Source organism: Afipia sp. GW821-FHT14H12 (genome assembly GCF_058803465.1).
The window spans coordinates 238,732-256,563 of the sequence record NZ_JBXAOZ010000001.1 but is presented as its reverse complement, the minus strand read 5'-3'; the positions used below and the strand labels follow the sequence as shown (position 1 = coordinate 256,563).

The window sequence follows — 17,832 nt, the reverse complement described above, 5'->3', positions numbered from 1 at the left end:
CTTCCGCCGGTGATATGATCGCGCAACGCTCCTGATTCCGGCATTCCATCGGGGGCGATAACGACAGCCAATTTCGGAATCGGAACACCCTGATGGCGGTTTATACCGACGTTGCCGCCGACGAGCTTGCGGGCTTCCTGTCCGGTTATGATCTCGGCGAGTTGCTGTCCTACAAGGGCATCGCCGAAGGCGTCGAGAATTCCAACTTCCTGCTGCACACCACGCGCGGCCATTTTTTCCTGACGCTGTATGAAAAGCGCGTCGCCAGGGGCGATCTGCCATTCTTCCTCAATCTGATGGGTCATCTCGCCGCGCGCGGGATCATCTGTCCGCAGCCGGTAGCGAATAAAAGCGGCGAGACGCTTGGCGTGCTCGCGGGACGCCCGGCCGCGATCATCGATTTTCTTGAAGGCGTATGGCCGCGCAAGCCCGGTGTCGTGCATTGCGCCGCGATCGGCGAAGCGCTTGCGAAGCTGCATCTGGCGGGCGCGGATTTCGCGATGTCGCGCGCCAACGCGCTGTCCGTTGCAGGCTGGCGGCCGTTGTTCGAAGCGGCGGAGGTGCGCGCCGATACGGTGCAGCCGGGTCTAAGCGATTTTCTCGCCGCCGAACTCGCTCATCTGGAGGCGGGCTGGCCGGCCGATCTGCCGCGCGGCATCATCCATGCCGACCTGTTTCCCGACAACGCGCTCTTTCTCGGCGACAGACTGTCGGGACTGATCGATTTCTATTTCGCCTGCAACGATCTGCTCGCCTATGACGTCGCGATCTGCCTGAATGCCTGGTGTTTCGAGGCCGATCATTCCTTCAACGTCACCAAGGCGCGGGCGTTTCTCAACGCCTACGGCAAGGTGCGTCCTCTGAGCGCGAAAGAGCAGGCGGCGTTTCCACTGCTGGCGCGTGGCGCGGCGTTGCGCTTTCTGCTGACGCGGCTGGTGGACTGGCTCAACGTGCCGCCGGGGGCACTGGTGAAGCCGAAAGACCCGCTCGAATATGTCCGCAAGCTGCGCTTCCATCAAAGCGTGGGGACCATTGCCGATTACGGCCTCGCCACGTCGGAAAACGTGACGTGAGTGAACCGCCCCGTCCGCATGTGGTGATCTTCACCGATGGCGCCTGCTCGGGAAATCCGGGGCCGGGTGGCTGGGGCGCGATCCTGCGGTTCGGCGAGATCGAGAAGGAAATGAAGGGCGGCGAAAATCCGACCACCAACAACCGCATGGAATTGATGGCGGCGATCTCCGCGCTGGAGGCGCTGAAGAAACCGGCCAGCGTCGATCTCACCACGGACAGCCAGTATGTTCGTCAGGGCATCACGAGCTGGATTCACAACTGGAAGAGGAACGGCTGGCGCACGGCCGACAAAAAGCCGGTGAAGAATGCCGAGCTTTGGCAGCGGCTGGATGCGGCGCTGAAGCCGCACGAGGTGCGCTGGCACTGGATCAAGGGCCACGCCGGTCATGCCGAGAACGAACGCGCCGACCAGCTCGCGCGCGATGGGCTGGCCGAGCATCGCTTGAAATAAAAATGCCCGGCGCGAGACCGGGCATTTTCTGTCAACGATTGCCGGAATTCTCAAAGCTGCCCGAGCAGCGTGTCGCCACCGGACACCTCGACTTTGCCAGGGTTCGGCTCGAGGTTGAGTTTCTTCACCACGCCGTTATCCACCAGCATCGAATAGCGGTTCGAGCGGATGCCGAGACCGCGCGCAGACAGGTCGATGTCGAGGCCGATCGCCTTGGCGAAATCGGCGCTGCCGTCGGCGAGATAGATCGCCTCATTGTTGAAATCGGTGTCTCGCTTCCAGGCATTCATCACGAAGACATCGTTGACGGAGACGACCGCGATGGTGTCGACGCCCTTGGCCTTGATCGCGGCGGCGTTCTGAAACACGCTCGGCATGTGCATCTTGTGGCAGGTGCCGGTGTAAGCGCCGGGCACCGCGAACAGCGCCACCTTCTTGCCCTTGAAAATCTCGTCGGTGGTCTTCGGCTTCGGACCTTCTTCCGTCATCACGGTGAAGGTCGCCTGCGGCAGGCTGTCGCCGACTTTAATGCTCATGCGTATCTCCTTGAAAAAATCTGCTGGGTAGATCGGAAGGCGTGCCGCGTGCCAGCGTCGCGGACGCTGTTCAATAAAGATTGACGTTGAATTCGTAGGCGCGCTCGCCGCCGGTCAAGGTGAATTTGAGTGCGGCGCCTTCCGGGTTGACGCCGGACGGCAGGCCGACGAGATCGAATACGAAACGCTTCACGCCGGGCGGATGATGCGCGGCGAGTTTCGGCACCGGCAACGCCCAATCCGGCGATGGCCCTTCCACGAACAGCGCAGGCTCTTCTTTCTTCTCCGAAGTGACGTCGACCTGCACGGTCTTGGGGCCGACGCGCTTGACGTCGCGGATGGTCAGCGGATTTGGATCCCCGACATTGGCGGGCTTCGGCACGCGGTCCAGCGCCGCACTCAGCGTGCTGTCCTCGGTGCTGGCGACGCTGGTGACGGGCAGCGACAAATCGGCCTGCGCCGGCACGCACAGTTTTTCGCAGACGGCATATTGGATGTTGGCGTTGAGCGTCACCGGCTTGCTGGCGTCGCGGACCGCGATGCGAAGCGGGATGACGATTTCGTTGTGGTAGCCGAGCGCGGTGCCGCCTGCGCCATCGGGGAAGGCCTGCGGCGCGGGCCACAACACCGTGACAGCCTCGACGTTTTCGGATTTGGAGAAATCAAACCGCGGCGGGACGCCGGAATCGCCGGGCGTGCGCCAGTAGGTTTTCCAGCCCGGATCGAGCTTGAAATTGATGCCGCCGAGCAGCACGGGGCCGTTGCGCGAGCCCGCAAGCAGCCGAAGCTGTGCGTGGCTGTCGCGGGTCCATGGCGACGCATCCTGTGCGTGTGAGACGCATGGCAGCGCAACGAGTGTTGCAGCCGCGAGCAGAGCAGCGCGAAGCTTTACGGGAACAATGTCATTCATGCGACGTCTTACAAACACGGTGCGAAGGAAAGGCTGGTTGATTGACAGGAAGGACACCCAATATCAGGATCAGGCAAGAACAAAGAGACGGTTTGATGGACGAGAAACGGACATCTGAAGCACAGCCGGCTGGTTCTGACGAGCCTGCGGGAAAGGCTGTTTCAACGGAAACGACTTATCTCGACGGGCAGCTCCTTATTGCGATGCCGATAATGGAAGATGAGCGGTTTGCGCGCTCCGTCATCTATGTTTGTGCGCATTCCGCCGATGGCGCAATGGGAATTATCGTGAACCGCCCCGCCGGCAGTATCGATTTCCCGCAATTGCTGCGGCAGCTCGATATCGTCGACGATGCGGCACCGATCGAACTGTCCGATGATGGCGAAACGGTGAAGATTTTGCGCGGCGGACCGGTCGAAACCAGCCGCGGCTTTGTCCTTCATTCGTCCGACTATTCGATCCAGGATGCGACGCTGCCGATCGACGGTGGCATCTGCCTCACCGCGACGCTCGATATTCTGAAGGCGATTGCCCAGGGCACGGGGCCGAGGCAGGCCATTCTCGCCCTTGGCTATGCCGGGTGGGCGCCGGGACAACTGGAGAGCGAAATCCAGCACAACGGCTGGCTGCATTGCCCGGCCGATCCGGATCTGATTTTCGGTCGGGACATGGACGACAAGTACGAGCGCGCGCTTCACAAGATCGGCATCGACCTCGCGATGCTCTCCAACAGCGCCGGTCACGCCTGAGGCGTGACCGGCAGGCCGTTCAGCGGCTTTGCTGGGGCGCGGCCGTAGGGGCGGCCGGTGGCGGCGCGGCCGGAGTAGTCGTCGCAGCAGTCGTGGATGGAGACGTTGTCGAGGAGCGCAGCGAGTAGCGGCGCGGACGCGGTGCTTCGGTCTTGTCGCCGGTCAGCAGTCGCGTCGCGCTGGCCGCATCCATCGGTTCGCCGAACGCAAAGCCCTGCGCGTATTCGCAGCCGAGTTGATAAAGCTCGACCGCATCCGAATCCGTCTCCGCGCCTTCCGCCACCACTTCCATGCCGAGGTCGTGTGCCATCGCGATGATCGACTTCAACAGCGTCGGCCGCACGCCGTTACGCGTCGTGCGCACGAACGACTGGTCGATCTTGATGGTGTCGAATGGGAAGCGCTGCAGATAGGACAGCGACGAGTGGCCGGTGCCGAAATCGTCGAGCGACAGCCCGGTGCCGAGCTCCTTGATCCGGTGCAGCATCTGGGCGGCATGCTCGGGATTTTCCATCACCAGCGACTCGGTCAATTCCAGCTTCAGCGAGCCGCGCGCCACTGCCGAGCGCGACAACACGCCGCGCACGTCATGGATCAAATCATGGCGCAGCAACTGGCGTGACGAGACGTTCACGCTCGCGAACAGCGGCACGCGGGTGCGCGTCGCGCGCTGCCATGCGCTCAACTGCCGGGCGGTCGTGTCCATCACGAACTGGCCGAGATCGACGATCAGGCCGATCTCCTCGGCGATGGTGATGAATTCCGATGGAGACATCCGCCCGAGCTTGGGATGATCCCAGCGCGCCAGCGCCTCGAATCCCGCCACCGCGCGATCCTCCAGCCGCATGATCGGCTGGTAGAGGATGGTGATTTCCTGCCGCTCGATGGCGCGGCGCAGTTCGGATTCCAGCGTCAGGCGGTCGGTCTTGCGCGCGCGCATCGGCGGTTTGTAGACGTCGATGCGGTCGCCGCCGATCCGCTTGGAGTGATACATCGCAAGCTCGGCATCCTTGACGATCTCGTCGGTCAGCGGCGCCTGCGGGTCGCTGAGCGCAAGGCCGATCGAGGCGGTGAGGAAAATCTCGCGTTCATTGAAGGCGATCGGCGCGCGGATGGTCTTGCGGATAGTTTCGGCCAGCGCGGTGATCTTGGCGGGCTCGTGCTCGGAGGTCAGCAGCAGCCCGAACTGGTCGCCGGCGAGCCGCGCCAGCGTGTCCTGTGGCTTGAGAATGCGCGCTAGCCGCCGCGCCAGCGTCAGCAGGATGGAATCGCCGACCGCGATGCCGACGGAGTCGTTGACCTGCTTGAAGCGGTCGAGGTCGATCACCATCACGGTGGGACGCAGATTCGGCGCGGTCTTGATGAAGCTCGCCATCGCGTTGAGGCGGTCCATGAACAATTGCCGGTTCGGCAGTCCGGTGAGGTTGTCGTGCACGGAGTCGTGCAGCATGCGCTCTTCGGCATTCTTGATCTCGGTGACGTCGGAGAGCGTGCCGACCACCCGCGCCACCTCGCCATCGGAGCCGACCACCGGGCGCGCCTTCAGCGCGAACCACATGAAATGGCCATCGGGCGTGCGCAGGCGGAAATCCTGCACCAGGCGGCCGCGGCGCTGGTCCAGCACGCTGTCGAGCGCGGCGCGGAAGCGATCCTGATCGAGCGGGTGCAGTACTTCGAGCCAGCGCGCGGCGGGACCTTCCAGCGTGCCGCGCTTGAGGCCGAGCAGGCCCTCGGTTTCGGGGCTGGTGAACACCTTGTCCGCGGACACGTCCCAGTCCCAGATCAGATCGCCCGACCCGGTCAGCGCCAGCGCGCGGCGCTCGACATCGGAGACGACGCCGGATGTCGTGCCGCCGGCAAAAGCGTGTTGCATCACCGTGAAGCCGATCAGCATCACGATCAGCACGAGGCCGCCGAGCAAAGCGGGGCCGACGATGTCGTTGGTCACGGCGCCGGTGACGGTCATGCCCGCCGCGATCACCCAGACCAGGAACAGGAACCAAGTGGGGATCAGCAGCACGGCGCGGTCGAAGCCTTGCGTGGCGAGATAGACGATCAGCGCGAAACCCGCGCCCGCGATCAGGAACAGCGAGATGCGCGCGATGCCCGAGGCGACGGCGGGATCAAACAAAGCGAGCGCCACCAGCGCGCCGAGGAAGGCGAGCCAGCCGATGGTGATGTGAGAGTATCGTACATGCCATCGCGATAGATTGAGGTAGGCGAACAGGAACACCAGCAGCGTCGCCGCCAGCATCGCCTCACCTGAGGCGCGCCAGACGCGCTCGGCGTCGATCGACATGTCGAACACCTTGCCCCAGAATCCGAAATCGACGCCGATGTAGACGAGCACCGCCCAGGCGAGCGCGGCGGCGGCGGGGAACATGATGCTGCCCTTCACCACGAACAGGATCGTCAGCACCAGCGCGAGCAGGCCCGCGATGCCGATCACGATACCCTGGTACAGCGTGAAGGAGTTGACCTTGTCCTTGTAGGCTTCCGGCTCCCACAGATAGAGCTGCGGAATGGCGTCGGTGCGCAGTTCCGCGACATAGGTGACGACGGCGCCGGGATCGAGCGTGATGCGGAAGATGTCGGCGGTGGAGCTGTCCTGCCGGTCGGGCCGGTCGCCGGCGGACGGCGTGATGGTGGCGATACGCGACAGGCCGAGGTCCGGCCATAACAGGCCTGACGACACGATACGATAATGCGGCACCACGATCAGGCGGTCGATCTGCTCGTCGGTGGTGTTGGTCAGCGCGAACACCACCCAGTTCTTGCCGCCCTCGCGCGCGCGCACCTCGATGCGGCGCACGATGCCGTCAGGGCCGGGCGCGGTCGAAACCTGGATGCGGTCGGTGTCGCTGTGCTGGAACTCGAGGACGCCGGTGAGGTCGATGGCAGGCGCGTCGGTGCGGACGCTGATGGCGTCGACCGCGTGTGCCGGCTGTAGGGCGGCCAACATCAGGAAGCTGAGCGCGAGGAGCGCGTAGCATCTGATCGAACGCAAGGTGTCTGTCTCCGCGGTCGGGCGCAGGACCCTCAGGGCCCCGGCGGGAGCGCGATCAATGACACGAAAGCGAGATGAATCAAAGGCTTTACAGCCCCGTCATCCCCTCAAACCGTGAGCACAATTTTGCCAATATGCTGCCCGCTTTCCATCCGGGCGTGGGCTTTGGCGGCATCCTTGAGCGAAAACTCGCTGTCGATCAGGGGCTTTAGCTGCCCCTTCAGGATCCAGGGCAGGACGGTTGCCTCGATGGCCTTAACCATCGCCGCTTTATCCTTGTCCGAGCGCGGCCGCAGGGTCGATCCGGTGTGCCAGAGCCGCTTCATCATCAGCTTGCCGAAATTGGCGGTGGCCTTCGGCCCGCCGAGGAAGGCGATCTGCACGATACGGCCCTCGACGGCGGCGGCATCGTAATTGCGGTCGACATATTCGCCACCGACCATGTCGAGGATGACGTTGACGCCCTTGTCGCCCGTGGCAGCCTTGGCCTCGGCGACGAAATCCTGGGTCTTGTAGTTCACCGCGACATCGGCGCCGAGCTTGAGGCAGGCATCGGCCTTGTCCTGTCCGCCGACGGTGACGATCACCTTCGCGCCATAGGCTTTCGCCATCTGGATCGCGGTGGTGCCGATGCCGGACGAGCCGCCATGTACGAGCAGCGTCTCATGAGGCTTGAGTGCGCCGCGCTCGAACACGTTGTGCCACACCGTCATCACGGTTTCAGGAAGCGTGGCGGCCTGCTTCATCGACAGGCCATCGGGAATGGTGATGGCGTGCGCGTCGGGTGCTACGCAGTATTCGGCGTAACCGCCGCCTGCGGTGAGCGACATCACCCGGTCGCCGATCTTGTGCTTACTCGCGCCTTCGCCAAGCGCGACCACAGTGCCCGCGATCTCGAGGCCCGGCAGATCGCTTGCGCCTGGAGGCACGGGATACTTGCCCATCCGCTGCAGCACGTCGGGGCGGTTGACACCCGCGGCCTCCACCTTGACCAGAATTTCACCGGCGCGCGGCTTCGGCAGCTCGCGCTGCTCCGGGACCAGCACCTCCGGGCCGCCCGGTGAGGAAATGGCGATGGCGGTCATGTGGGTGGGGAGCTGATCCATGCGGGCGGTCCTCGGAAATATCGAATTGAGACAGGCAGGGTATGCCACCGAACGGCAGGCGAGTCAGCCCCGGCGCTCGACCGCAAGCGCCGCGCTGTGGCAGGTTGCGGAACAAGCAGGTGTCACCACAAGGAGAACGATATGCCGATCGACGACGATGACCGGCCGCGGCCTAAGATCACGCATCAACTCGGACAGGATCTATCGCTTCTATCGCTCGACGATCTGAACGAACGGATCTCGATGCTGGAGGCGGAGATCGAACGGTTGAAGGCCGAAGCCACGAAGAAACGTGCATCGCGTGATGCGGCGGCGAGTTTCTTCAAGTCATGACGGTCGCCGCCTTTGCCAACGAAAGGTAAATGAATTCGTTCATTTACGGCACATTAAGCTTTCGGGTTTATGACCAGACTGTCCTTGTTTGGACACCGAGTGGCTCCTGTCCACTCTGTTTGACGCCTCCCTGTTATCAACTTTCAAAAGCCGCCGGTTTCCGGCGGCTCTTTTTTTGCGTCATGGATTTGTTTGCTTCACGCAGATGTCACGGAAACCATATCCCGATTTGATCGGTTGGACGGCTGGACTCCAGAGCCGCCGGGAGGCAATGATTTGTTCATCATAAGAAACCGGCCGCGTAACAGGCGTACAAGTTCAAGGCGTTAACCATGTCGGATCAGGCGCAGGATGGTCTCATCCTGCTGAGCGAGCATTTCACCAATTCGGCCGCGTTTCAGGATCTATTCCGCGACGGCATGAATCTCGTCGAGGAAACGGCCGCGTATCTGGACGGCGAAGGCCGCACGGAAGCGAAATCGCTCGAGCGCGCCGTCGGCCTGACCTACGCGACCGAGAGCATGCGTCTCACCACGCGGCTGATGCAGTTGGCCTCGTGGCTCTTGCTGCATCGCGCGGTGCGCGAAGGCGAGATGACGCTGAACCAGGCCAATCGCGAAAAGACCAAGGTGAAGCTGACCGCAGCAGAACCGGGCGCAACCGATCTGATCGAGAAGCTGCCGTCACAATTGCAGGCGCTGATCACGCGCTCGATGGAATTGCAGGCGAAGGTGCGCCGCCTCGATGCCACCATGCATGCCGAGAAGACGGACGCCGGCGCGCCGGGCAATCCGCTGATGCCGCAACTCGACAGGCTGCGGGCCGCGTTCGAAGGCTGAGAGCTTTCCAAGCACTCAAACGAAAAAACGCCCCGGCATCAGCGCGGGGCGTTTTGATTTGGACAGCCGTCAAAAGGAGGACTTTAGTCCTTCTTGAGGAAGCCCGAGAACTTCTTCTGGAACCGGGAGACGCGGCCGCCACGGTCGAGGATCTGCTGAGTGCCGCCGGTCCAGGCCGGATGCGACTTGGAATCGATGTCGAGGTTCAGCGTGTCGCCTTCCTTGCCGTAGGTCGAGCGCGTCAGGTACTCGGTTCCATCGGTCATAACGACCTTAATCGTATGATAATCCGGATGAATTTCGGCTTTCATGGCAAATCCTTCGGCGGCTCGCGCCTTGCTGATCGGTAATTTGTGGGGCGAATTTGGCGGGTCTATACCCCACGGGGCGGCTCCAGACAAGCAGCTTGACCCATCGCAGAGCGCCGCATTTGCCAGCGCGGTATCTGCAGCCTATTGGGAAGCCTGAAGAAAGACAGCGGTGTTGGCGCGATGAACGTGGTGGAACGCATCCCGGCGGAGGGGCAGGTCGTGCCGGCTTCGGCCGAAGTGAAGGCAGTTGAGCCGACGGCCGCGCCGCCGGAGACCAAGACTCGCCGTCCTGGCCTGCGTCCCTTGCTCGCGCTTGCGCCCTATGTCGGACGCTATCGTGGCCGCGCCATCGGGGCGCTGGTGGCGCTGATCATCGCCTCGCTGGCTACACTGGCTGTTCCTCTCGCCGTTCGCCGCATGATCGATTTCGGGTTCAGTCCCGAAAGCGTGGCGATGATCAACAACTACTTCAGCGTGATGATCGGCGTCGTCGCCGTGCTCGCGGCCTCCAGCGCGATGCGCTATTATTTCGTCATCACCATCGGCGAACGCATCGTCGCCGATCTGCGCAGCGATGTGTTCAAGCATCTCACGCGGCTGTCGCCATCCTTCTTCGACACTGCCCATAGCGGCGAGCTTGTCTCGCGGCTGACCGCCGACACCACCCAGATCAAGTCGGCGGTCGGCGCGTCCGTATCCATCGCGTTGCGCAATCTCGTGTTGTTCGTCGGTGCCGCAGCGATGATGGTGGTGTCGAGTCCCAAGCTATCCGGCTTCGTGCTCGCCGCGATCCCGCTGATCGTGCTGCCGCTGGTCGCCTTCGGGCGCCGGGTGCGCAAACTGTCGCGCGGCGCGCAGGACACACTTGCGGAAGCGTCATCCTATGCTTCCGAGTTGATTGGTGCGATCCGCACCTTGCAGGCGTTCACGAACGAGTTGCTGGCGCAGGCACGGTTCGGCGGCGAAGTCGAGCGCGCCTACGAGGCCGCGCGGGCCTCGACGCGCGCACGCGCGTGGCTCACCGCCGTCGTGATCTTTCTGATCTTCTCCAGCGTGGTGGCGATCCTGTGGGTCGGCTCGCACGACATCGTCACCGGGCAGATCACCGCCGGACGGCTTGGGCAGTTCGTGCTGTATGCGGCGTTCGCCGCTGGCGCGCTCGGCGAGTTGAGCCAAGTCTGGGGCGAGATCGCGCAGGCGTCCGGCGCGGCTGAGCGGCTGTTCGAAATCCTCAACGTGAAATCCGACATCACCGCGCCCGCCAACCCGAAGCATCTGCCCGAACCCGCGCGCGGCGACATCGTGTTCGATCGCGTGCGCTTCGCCTATCCCACGCGGCCTGATGCCTTCGTGGTGGATGACGTGTCGTTCGCGGTGAATGCGGGCGAAAAGATCGCGGTGGTCGGCCCCTCGGGCGCGGGCAAGAGCACGCTGTTCCATTTGTTGCTGCGCTTCTACGATCCGCGAAATGGCTCGATCACCTTCGACGGCGTGCCGATCGACGAGGTGACGCCGGAGGACCTGCGCTCGCGCATCGCGCTGGTGCCGCAGGATTCGGCGATCTTCGCCGCGACCGCGCGGGAGAATATTCGTTTCGGCCGCCCCGATGCCTCCGATGCCGACGTCGAACGCGCCGCCGAGCAGGCGCACGCCACGGAATTCCTGCGTCGCCTGCCGGACGGCTTCGAGACCCAGCTCGGCGAGCGTGGCGTCACCCTGTCGGGTGGGCAGCGCCAGCGTATCGCGATCGCGCGCGCGATCCTGCGCGATGCACCGCTGCTGCTGCTCGATGAGGCAACATCGGCGCTCGACGCCGAAAGCGAGACGCTGGTGCAGACCGCGCTGGAAGAATTGATGCAGCACCGCACCACGCTGGTGATCGCGCATCGTCTCGCTACCGTGCTGTCGTGCGACCGCATTCTGGTGATGGAGCACGGCCGCATCGTGGAGCAGGGCACCCATGCCTCGCTCGTCGCCGCGAACGGGCTCTATGCGCGGCTGGCGCGGTTGCAGTTCGAAGGCGGTTAGCGCGCGGCTTTTGGCCGCTCCCATTGCATCCCGTGCACCGCGCGGCCCGATGTCGGGTTCACGTCATCATGCGTATGGCGGAAGCCGTGACGGTCGTAGAAGCGGATGGCGCGAGCATTGTCCGCGTTCACCAAGAGGGTGATCGTCCCGGATGATTGCTGCTTGGCTTCATTCACCAGATCGTCGGCTGCGCCTGAGCCCCATGCCTCCGGAGCGACGACAAGCTGGTCGAGATAGTCGGAACCATCAAGCGTGACGAAGCCGATCGCGCCTACGTCGCTCTCCGCGACCGTGATGCGGGTGGTCGGGACCAATTCCGTGCGCCAGCGCTCGCGCCATGCCCTGACGCGCTCGCCGAAATCGATCGAGGGGTAGGCGTATTGCCAGGTGCGCTGCCACAGCGCGATCAGCGCGTCTTCGTCGGCTGCGCTGTAGGGGCGCAGCCTCATTTCTCGGTGAGCTTGAGTTCGATGCGGCGGTTACGCTTGTAGGCTTCTTCCGTGGTGCCGGTATCGAGCGGCTGGAATTCACCGAAGCCTGCGGCCACCAGCCGCTGCGGCGATACTCCGCGCGAGATCAGATATTGCACCACCGAGATCGCGCGCGCCGCCGACAGGTCCCAGTTTGATTTGAATTGCGGGCTGTTGATCGGCCGCACGTCGGTGTGGCCGTCGACGCGCAGCACCCACGGAATTTCCGCCGGGATTTTCTTCTCAAGATCGCCCAGTGCGGTGGCAAGCTGGTCGAGTTCGTTGCGGCCTTCCGGCAGCAGCGCCGCGCTGCCGGAGTCGAAGAACACTTCGGACTGGAATACAAAGCGGTCGCCGACGATGCGGATGTCTGGACGGTCGCCGAGGATCGTGCGTAGACGCCCAAAGAATTCGGAACGATAGCGCGACAATTCCTGCACCCGCTGCGCCAGCGCGACGTTGAGGCGCTGGCCGAGGTCGGCGATCTTCTCCTGCGATTCCTTGCCCTTCTGCTCGGAGGCATTCAGCGCATCTTCCAGTGCGGCCAACTGGCGGCGCAGTGCACTGATCTGCTGGTTCAGTACCTCGACCTGCGCCAGCGCCCGCTCGGAAATCTGTTTCTCGGTGGCGAGTTGCTTGTTGAGGTCGCCGCCGCCCGCGCCGCCGCTGAGGCTTTCAATCTGCCCTTTTGCCCGATCGCGCTCGGCCTCGGTGGTCGCGAGGCTCGCGCGCAGTTGCGCGATCTGGTCGTTGAGGCCACCGCTCGTCACTTTTTCCAGAGACAGGAGATTGGTGAGCTGCGCGATCTGCGCGTTCAGCCGCTCCAGCGCCTTGTCCTTGCCGGAGACTTCCTGCGACAGATAGAACTGCACCACCAGAAACACCGACAGCAGGAACACGATGGCGAGCACCAGCGTGGAGAGCGCGTCGACGAATCCCGGCCAGTAATTGAGGCCGGTGCCGCCGTTGTGGCGTGAGCGACCCAACGCCATGACGTCAGGATTCCCGCTCAAGCGTGCCGGGGGCGCGCGCGATGCGTTCCAGCAGTTTCTTGATCTCGGCGTTCTGCTCGCCTTGCGAATCCGCCCATTCGCGGATCAGGCCCTGTTCTTCGCGCATATGGTTGACGAGCCCCTGGATCGCTTCGGCGAGATTCGCCATGGCGGTGGTACCGGCGCGGTTGGAGCCCATGTTTTCGACTGCCTCGCGGAGCCGCTCAATGGCAGGGGCCATGTCGGCCGCGGTGCCGGTGAGCGCGGCGTCACCTGCATATTCGCGCACGGTGCCCGCGAGCCAGTCCTCAAGGTCGGTATAGAAGCGATTCTGCGCCTGGCTCGATTGCAGATCGAGGAAGCCGAGGATCAGCGATCCCGCAAGGCCGAATAGCGAGGATGAGAATGAGATGCCCATGCCGCCGAGCGGCGCGGCGAGGCCTTCCTTCAGCGTATCGAACATCGCGCCCGCTTCGCCGCCGACTTTCAGCCCGTCGATCACATGGCCGACGGAGCCGACGGTCTCGATCAGGCCCCAGAAGGTACCCAGCAGGCCGAGAAAAACCAGAAGGCCGGTCATGTAGCGCGAGATGTCGCGCGATTCATCAAGGCGCGTGGCGATGGAATCCAGCATATGCCGCATGGTCTGCTGGGTGATGCTCATCCGTCCCGAGCGGTTGGAGAGGATCGCCGCCATCGGCGCGAGCAGCACCGGCCGCCGGTCGAGCGCGAGGCCGGGATCGGAGACGCGGAAGTGATTGACCCATGCGACTTCCGGATAGAGCCGGAGCACCTGCCGGAACGACAGCAGCGTTCCGATCAGCAGCACACCGCCGATCAGCGCGTTGAGGCCGGGGTTGGCGAGGAAGGCGGTCCAGATCTGCTTGTAGAGGATGACGCAAACAAGGGCGCACAGCACCAGAAACACCAGCATCCGGACCAGGAAGATCCGCGGTGACGACAGTTTCGTGACGACGATGTCGTCAGCAGTAACAGGAGGGTGCTTCGCCATGCGGGACTATCGCTCCTCGTTGAGACGCCAGCCTACTATGGCATGACGGATCGAGGAAACCAGCACCGAAAGATGTTGTGTGGAACTTAAGTCGGTACGGCTTTCGCCGCCGCGGTTTGTGCAGCGCTATCAGCCCAGCGGCTTGAGGATTTTTACCAACTCGCGCTGGATGATCTCGTTGCCGCACACGACGTTGCCGGTTTGGAGCGCGGTGTCGCCGCCCTCGATGCCGCTGACGGTGCCGCCTGCTTCGCGCACCATGATATGGCCCGCCGCAATGTCCCACGGCTGCAAGTTGCGCTCCCAGTAGCCGTCGAGGCGGCCGGCAGCGACAAATGCCATGTCGAGGGATGCCGCGCCGAAGCGGCGCAGGCCCGCGACACGCGGCTGCAATTCCGCCATCTCGCGGCGCGACAGTTCATGATCGCCACGCCCGATGTGCGGCAGGCCGCAGGCGATCACGCAATCCTCGAGTTTCTTGCGGGCGGCGACGCGCAGCCGCGTGTCGTTGAGGAAGGCGCCCTTGCCGCGCTCGGCGATATAGAGTTCTTCATTGCCGGGATTGTAGATCACGCCCGCGATGATCGTGCCTTCGCGCTGCAAGGCGATCGAGATCGCGAATTGCGGAATGCCGTGCAGGAAGTTCGTGGTGCCGTCGAGCGGGTCGACGATCCATGTGTTGCTCTTGTCGGTGCCCTCGCGGGTGCCGCCTTCCTCGCCGAGGAAGCCATAGCCGGGGCGCGCCTTGATGAGGTCGTCGTAGAGCATCTGCTCGGCGCGACGGTCGGCCGCCGAGACGAAATTGGCGGGCCCCTTCAGCGACACCTGGAGATTTTCGATTTCGCCCAGGTCGCGCTTGAGGCTGCGGCCGGCGCGGCGCGCGGCCTTGACCATGACGTTGATGAGGGCGGAATGAATCATGGTGCGCGATCTTGGGTGAGGGAAAAGGCGGAATAATCCAGCGTTCAGGCGAGGGTATTGGCGTCAAAGGCCCATCAGGTCAAGTGCAGTGGCGTCAGGGGTGCCCGGCACACCGGGCTTATTTGATGCCGAACCATTTTTTGGCGGCCGCTTCGGCCTTGGCGCGGTCTTCCGCCGGGAGTTGCGCCATCTGGGCATCGAGGTCGGGATCGCCGGCACCGGCGGTCTTGGCGATCAGGTGCCATTTGAAACCTTCGACCTTGTTCTGTGGCGCGGCTTTGCCCTCGATCAGGACGTGGGCCAGCCGGTTCTGCGCGATCGGGCTGCCTTGCCGCGCGGCGCGGTTGAGCAGCGCGACGGCGGTGCGCTCGTCGCGGTTGACGCCGGTGCCATTGAACAGCGCGATGGCATATTCGACCTCGGCATCGAGGTTGTCGGCGAGCGCAGCGGCGCCGAGCAGCTTCGCAGCCTCGACCGGATTCTTCTCGACGCCACGGCCTTCCTTGTAAAACGTCGCCAGCGCGTATTGCGCCTCCGGGTTGCCCTTATCGGCGGCCTGACGAAACAGCTCGGCCGCGCGCTTGATGTCTTGCGGAAACACCTGACCTTCGAGATAGAGCAGGCCGAGATTGTAAGCGGCTTCCGGCTTGCCAAGCTTGGCGGCGGCGGCGAGCAGTTTCGCGCCTTCGTTGCGGTCGACGGTGCCGCTGCGCCCGGAGATATACATCATGCCGAGTGCGAAGATCGCCTCGCGGTCGCCGCGGTCGGCGGCTTTCTTGTACCAGCTTGCGGCGAGCGGCTCGTCGCGCTTGACGCCGAAGCCGTTGGAATAGATTTCGCCGATCAGCGTCATCGACTTCGGATCGCCCTTCTCGGTCGCGCGCCGGATGGCAAGCGCCAGCGCGGTCTTGTAACGGCCTTCCTGAAACGCGCCGTAGGCGAGATCGACATTTGGATCGTCGGATTCCGGCGGCAGGGTGACGGTATTGGCGGCGGCGGGTTGTGCGGACGCCTTTGGTGCGGTCTTCGGTGCCGCTTTGGGCGTGGTTTTCGGCGCAGCTTTTGGCGAAGCCTTTGGTGGAGTCTTGGGCCTGGGCGCAGCCTTCGGCGGCTGTACGGGTGCGGGCTGCGCGGAAGGCAGCGCCATCTGTGCGAAGCCGTTGCCGCTCGCAAGGCAGAACGTCGTAGCCGTCAACAGAACCGTGAGACGAGACGCGCGGATCATGTGTGCGACGCCTGTGTTGCGCCGAATGCCTGATTGAAACGCTCGGCGATCACGGCCTGCGCCTCGGCCAAAGCGGCCTTCGGTCCGCGCGCATCGCTCCAGACGAAATCGGCGACCATGATGAAGTCGGCGCCGGAGCCGGCGAACAGCGCCGCTTCCTCCAGCGTCGCGGCATAGCCGACGCAGGGCGGCTCGAACAATTCGGCCCACCATTGCAGCCGTTCGAAGATCGCATCTGGAGATGGACGCTCGCCACGACTGTCGGGCTCGCCGAACAGAAGATAGTCCGCGCCATTTTCGCCCGCGAGCATGGCGTCGTGACGGGTGTGCAACTGGCCGACGCCGAGGATGCGCTGCGGCTTGAGCGAGGATGCGTCCTCCATCCCCTGCAAGCCGTCGACGTGCGCGCCGTCAGCGCCCGCGCGCGCGACAAGATTGTGATGGTGCTCGACCAAAAGCGCCGTACCGGCCGTCTGCACGGGAGCCACGAGTGTCTTGATGCGCGAGGTCAATGTGCGCTCGTCGGCGTCCGCAAGGCGCAGCAACAACGCGGCGATGTCGAATTCGGCAAGCAGCGGCGGCAGCGATGCGGCGAACGCCGCCGTGTCGCCGAGCGCGGGCGTGGCCAGATAGAGGCGGGGCGCGGGCCGGGCAGGTGAGGGAGATTTGGAAGAGGCCATGGGAAAATCGGTAACCGACGATCAGGAAGGCCACAAGCCTTGAAGCAAAAATGCGCCGCGGATGCGGCGCATTTTCACATTTCGAGCAGTTCGAATTTTAGGTGTCGAGGGCTGCTTTACGCCGCCTTTTTGCCTTCAAGATCGGCCTTCCATTCGCCCTTGCTGGCGAGGCCGTTCATGCGGGCGCGGTGCTCAAACGCGGCTTGCGCCGCCGGCACGTTTTCGGACTTGCCCGACCATGCCTTCTGCGGCGCGGCCTGCAGCGCGCGGCCGTAGGAGAAGGTGAGCTTCCACGGCAGGCCGCCGATCCGGTTCATGGCGTCGAGATGCGCGGTCGCTTCCTCGTCGGACTGGCCGCCCGACAGGAACGCGATGCCCGGCACCGCCGACGGCGTGGTGTTCTTGAGCATGCGGATGGTCTTTTCTGCGACTTCCTGCACCGAGGCGCGCTTGGCTGCCTTCTTGCCGGAGATCGCCATGTTCGGCTTCAGGATCATGCCCTCCAGCGCGACCTTCTGGTAGTAAAGCTCCTGGAAGACTTCCTTGAGCACGAACTCAGTGACTTCGTAGCAGCGCTCGATGTCGTGATCGCCGTCCATCAGCACTTCCGGCTCCACGATCGGCACGATCTGCGCCGCCTGGCAAAGGGCTGCATAGCGCGCGAGCGCATGAGCGTTGGTGCGCACGGCGGTGTAGCTCGGGATACCCTTGCCAATGTCGATCACGCCGCGCCATTTCGCGAAGCGCGCACCGTGCTCGTAATATTTCTTCAGGCGCTCGGCGAGCTTGTCGAGGCCGACAGTGATGAGTTCGCCGGGGCAGCCGGGCAGGGCTTGTGTGCCTTCATCGACCTTGATGCCGGGAATGGAGCCCGCCTGTTCGATCAGCTTGACCAGCGGCGTGCCGTCCTTCGCCTTCTGCCAGAAGGTTTCGTCGTAGAGGATAACGCCGGAGATATTTTCGGTCATCGCCTTCTTCGAGCGGAACAGCAGCTCGCGATAGTCGCGGCGGCTGTCCTCGGTCGACTCCACGCCGATCGGGTCGAAACGCTTCTTGATGGTGCCGGAGGATTCGTCGGCAGCCAGAATGCCGCGCCCGGGCGCGACCATGGCGTTGGCTACCTTGTTGAGGTCAGCGAGATTCATCGAGCTCTCCTGCAAGCGACTGATCTAAGGGATGGGGTTTCGG

General features: G+C 63.7%; 18 protein-coding genes. 6 read left to right on the top strand and 12 right to left on the bottom strand.

All coding sequences use genetic code 11. From position 1 onward, the window contains the following. The first annotated feature begins 92 nt into the window (after positions 1-92). Both AC1RNA_RS01280 and rnhA read left to right on the top strand, forming a co-directional pair. Positions 93-1,073, top strand: a complete 981-nt coding sequence (locus AC1RNA_RS01280) for a homoserine kinase (protein WP_492949950.1) — start codon at positions 93-95, stop codon at positions 1,071-1,073. Then, the gene (gene rnhA / locus AC1RNA_RS01275; RefSeq protein ID WP_009339803.1) at positions 1,070-1,525 is read left to right on the top strand and encodes a ribonuclease HI; all 456 of its coding nucleotides are present in this window, start codon (positions 1,070-1,072) and stop codon (positions 1,523-1,525) included. The genes AC1RNA_RS01280 and rnhA overlap by 4 nt, the downstream gene beginning before the upstream one ends. Before the next feature lie 50 nt (positions 1,526-1,575). On the opposite strand, the gene AC1RNA_RS01270 is transcribed toward rnhA, so the two are convergent. Both AC1RNA_RS01270 and AC1RNA_RS01265 read right to left on the bottom strand, forming a co-directional pair. Then, entirely contained in the window at positions 1,576-2,061 is a 486-nt protein-coding gene (locus AC1RNA_RS01270) for a peroxiredoxin (RefSeq protein WP_009339804.1), read from the bottom strand. A gap of 70 nt (positions 2,062-2,131) precedes the next feature. After that, positions 2,132-2,971 carry a protein-disulfide reductase DsbD domain-containing protein gene (locus AC1RNA_RS01265; protein ID WP_009339805.1) on the bottom strand — a complete coding sequence of 280 codons (840 nt, stop codon included), beginning with the start codon at positions 2,969-2,971 and terminating at the stop codon, positions 2,132-2,134. A 95-nt stretch (positions 2,972-3,066) separates the two neighbouring features. Between AC1RNA_RS01265 and AC1RNA_RS01260 the strand changes: the two genes are divergently transcribed. Further along, positions 3,067-3,720 (top strand): YqgE/AlgH family protein, encoded by a 654-nt coding sequence (locus tag AC1RNA_RS01260; protein WP_009339806.1) that lies wholly within the window; start codon positions 3,067-3,069, stop codon positions 3,718-3,720. A gap of 19 nt (positions 3,721-3,739) precedes the next feature. Here the strand turns inward: AC1RNA_RS01260 and AC1RNA_RS01255 are convergent, their stop codons facing one another. Then, positions 3,740-6,727: an EAL domain-containing protein gene (locus AC1RNA_RS01255; protein WP_009339807.1), complete on the bottom strand. Its 2,988-nt coding sequence runs from the start codon at positions 6,725-6,727 to the stop codon at positions 3,740-3,742. Positions 6,728-6,834: 107 nt separating this feature from the next. Continuing rightward, positions 6,835-7,833: an NAD(P)H-quinone oxidoreductase gene (locus tag AC1RNA_RS01250; RefSeq protein WP_492949949.1), complete on the bottom strand. Its 999-nt coding sequence runs from the start codon at positions 7,831-7,833 to the stop codon at positions 6,835-6,837. Between the two features lie 141 nt (positions 7,834-7,974). On the opposite strand from AC1RNA_RS01250, the gene AC1RNA_RS01245 reads away from it, so the two are divergent. Both AC1RNA_RS01245 and rcdA read left to right on the top strand, forming a co-directional pair. Continuing rightward, positions 7,975-8,166, top strand: coding sequence for a DUF1192 domain-containing protein (locus tag AC1RNA_RS01245; RefSeq protein WP_492949948.1), 192 nt, complete (start codon positions 7,975-7,977; stop codon positions 8,164-8,166). Between the two features lie 332 nt (positions 8,167-8,498). Further along, positions 8,499-9,005 (top strand): protease adaptor protein RcdA, encoded by a 507-nt coding sequence (gene rcdA, locus AC1RNA_RS01240; protein WP_009339810.1) that lies wholly within the window; start codon positions 8,499-8,501, stop codon positions 9,003-9,005. Positions 9,006-9,088: 83 nt separating this feature from the next. Here the strand turns inward: rcdA and rpmE are convergent, their stop codons facing one another. Then, on the bottom strand, positions 9,089-9,316 hold the full coding sequence (gene rpmE / locus AC1RNA_RS01235; protein ID WP_002717151.1) for a 50S ribosomal protein L31: 228 nt from the start codon (positions 9,314-9,316) through the stop codon (positions 9,089-9,091). A gap of 180 nt (positions 9,317-9,496) precedes the next feature. Here rpmE and AC1RNA_RS01230 point away from each other — a divergent pair, with 180 nt between their 5' ends. Continuing rightward, positions 9,497-11,344, top strand: a complete 1,848-nt coding sequence (locus AC1RNA_RS01230; RefSeq protein WP_492949947.1) for an ABC transporter ATP-binding protein/permease — start codon at positions 9,497-9,499, stop codon at positions 11,342-11,344. On the opposite strand, the gene AC1RNA_RS01225 is transcribed toward AC1RNA_RS01230, so the two are convergent. From AC1RNA_RS01225 to AC1RNA_RS01195, 7 genes are all read right to left on the bottom strand, one after another. Then, entirely contained in the window at positions 11,341-11,793 is a 453-nt protein-coding gene (locus AC1RNA_RS01225; protein WP_492949946.1) for a GNAT family N-acetyltransferase, read from the bottom strand. The genes AC1RNA_RS01230 and AC1RNA_RS01225 overlap by 4 nt on opposite strands. Continuing rightward, positions 11,790-12,806, bottom strand: coding sequence for a peptidoglycan -binding protein (locus tag AC1RNA_RS01220; protein ID WP_492949945.1), 1,017 nt, complete (start codon positions 12,804-12,806; stop codon positions 11,790-11,792). The genes AC1RNA_RS01225 and AC1RNA_RS01220 overlap by 4 nt, the downstream gene beginning before the upstream one ends. A 4-nt stretch (positions 12,807-12,810) precedes the next feature. Further along, positions 12,811-13,818, bottom strand: a complete 1,008-nt coding sequence (locus AC1RNA_RS01215; protein WP_009339814.1) for a MotA/TolQ/ExbB proton channel family protein — start codon at positions 13,816-13,818, stop codon at positions 12,811-12,813. 129 nt (positions 13,819-13,947) lie between these two features. Continuing rightward, complete coding sequence (locus tag AC1RNA_RS01210; protein ID WP_492949944.1) at positions 13,948-14,739, bottom strand: inositol monophosphatase family protein; 792 nt, start codon at positions 14,737-14,739, stop codon at positions 13,948-13,950. A gap of 118 nt (positions 14,740-14,857) precedes the next feature. Continuing rightward, positions 14,858-15,964, bottom strand: a complete 1,107-nt coding sequence (locus AC1RNA_RS01205) for a tetratricopeptide repeat protein (RefSeq protein WP_492949943.1) — start codon at positions 15,962-15,964, stop codon at positions 14,858-14,860. After that, on the bottom strand, positions 15,961-16,644 hold the full coding sequence (locus AC1RNA_RS01200) for a thiamine phosphate synthase (protein WP_492949942.1): 684 nt from the start codon (positions 16,642-16,644) through the stop codon (positions 15,961-15,963). Before AC1RNA_RS01200 ends, AC1RNA_RS01205 begins: the two co-directional genes overlap by 4 nt. 116 nt (positions 16,645-16,760) lie before the next feature. Beyond that, positions 16,761-17,789: a class I fructose-bisphosphate aldolase gene (locus AC1RNA_RS01195; protein WP_492949941.1), complete on the bottom strand. Its 1,029-nt coding sequence runs from the start codon at positions 17,787-17,789 to the stop codon at positions 16,761-16,763. Positions 17,790-17,832: the final 43 nt, after the last annotated feature.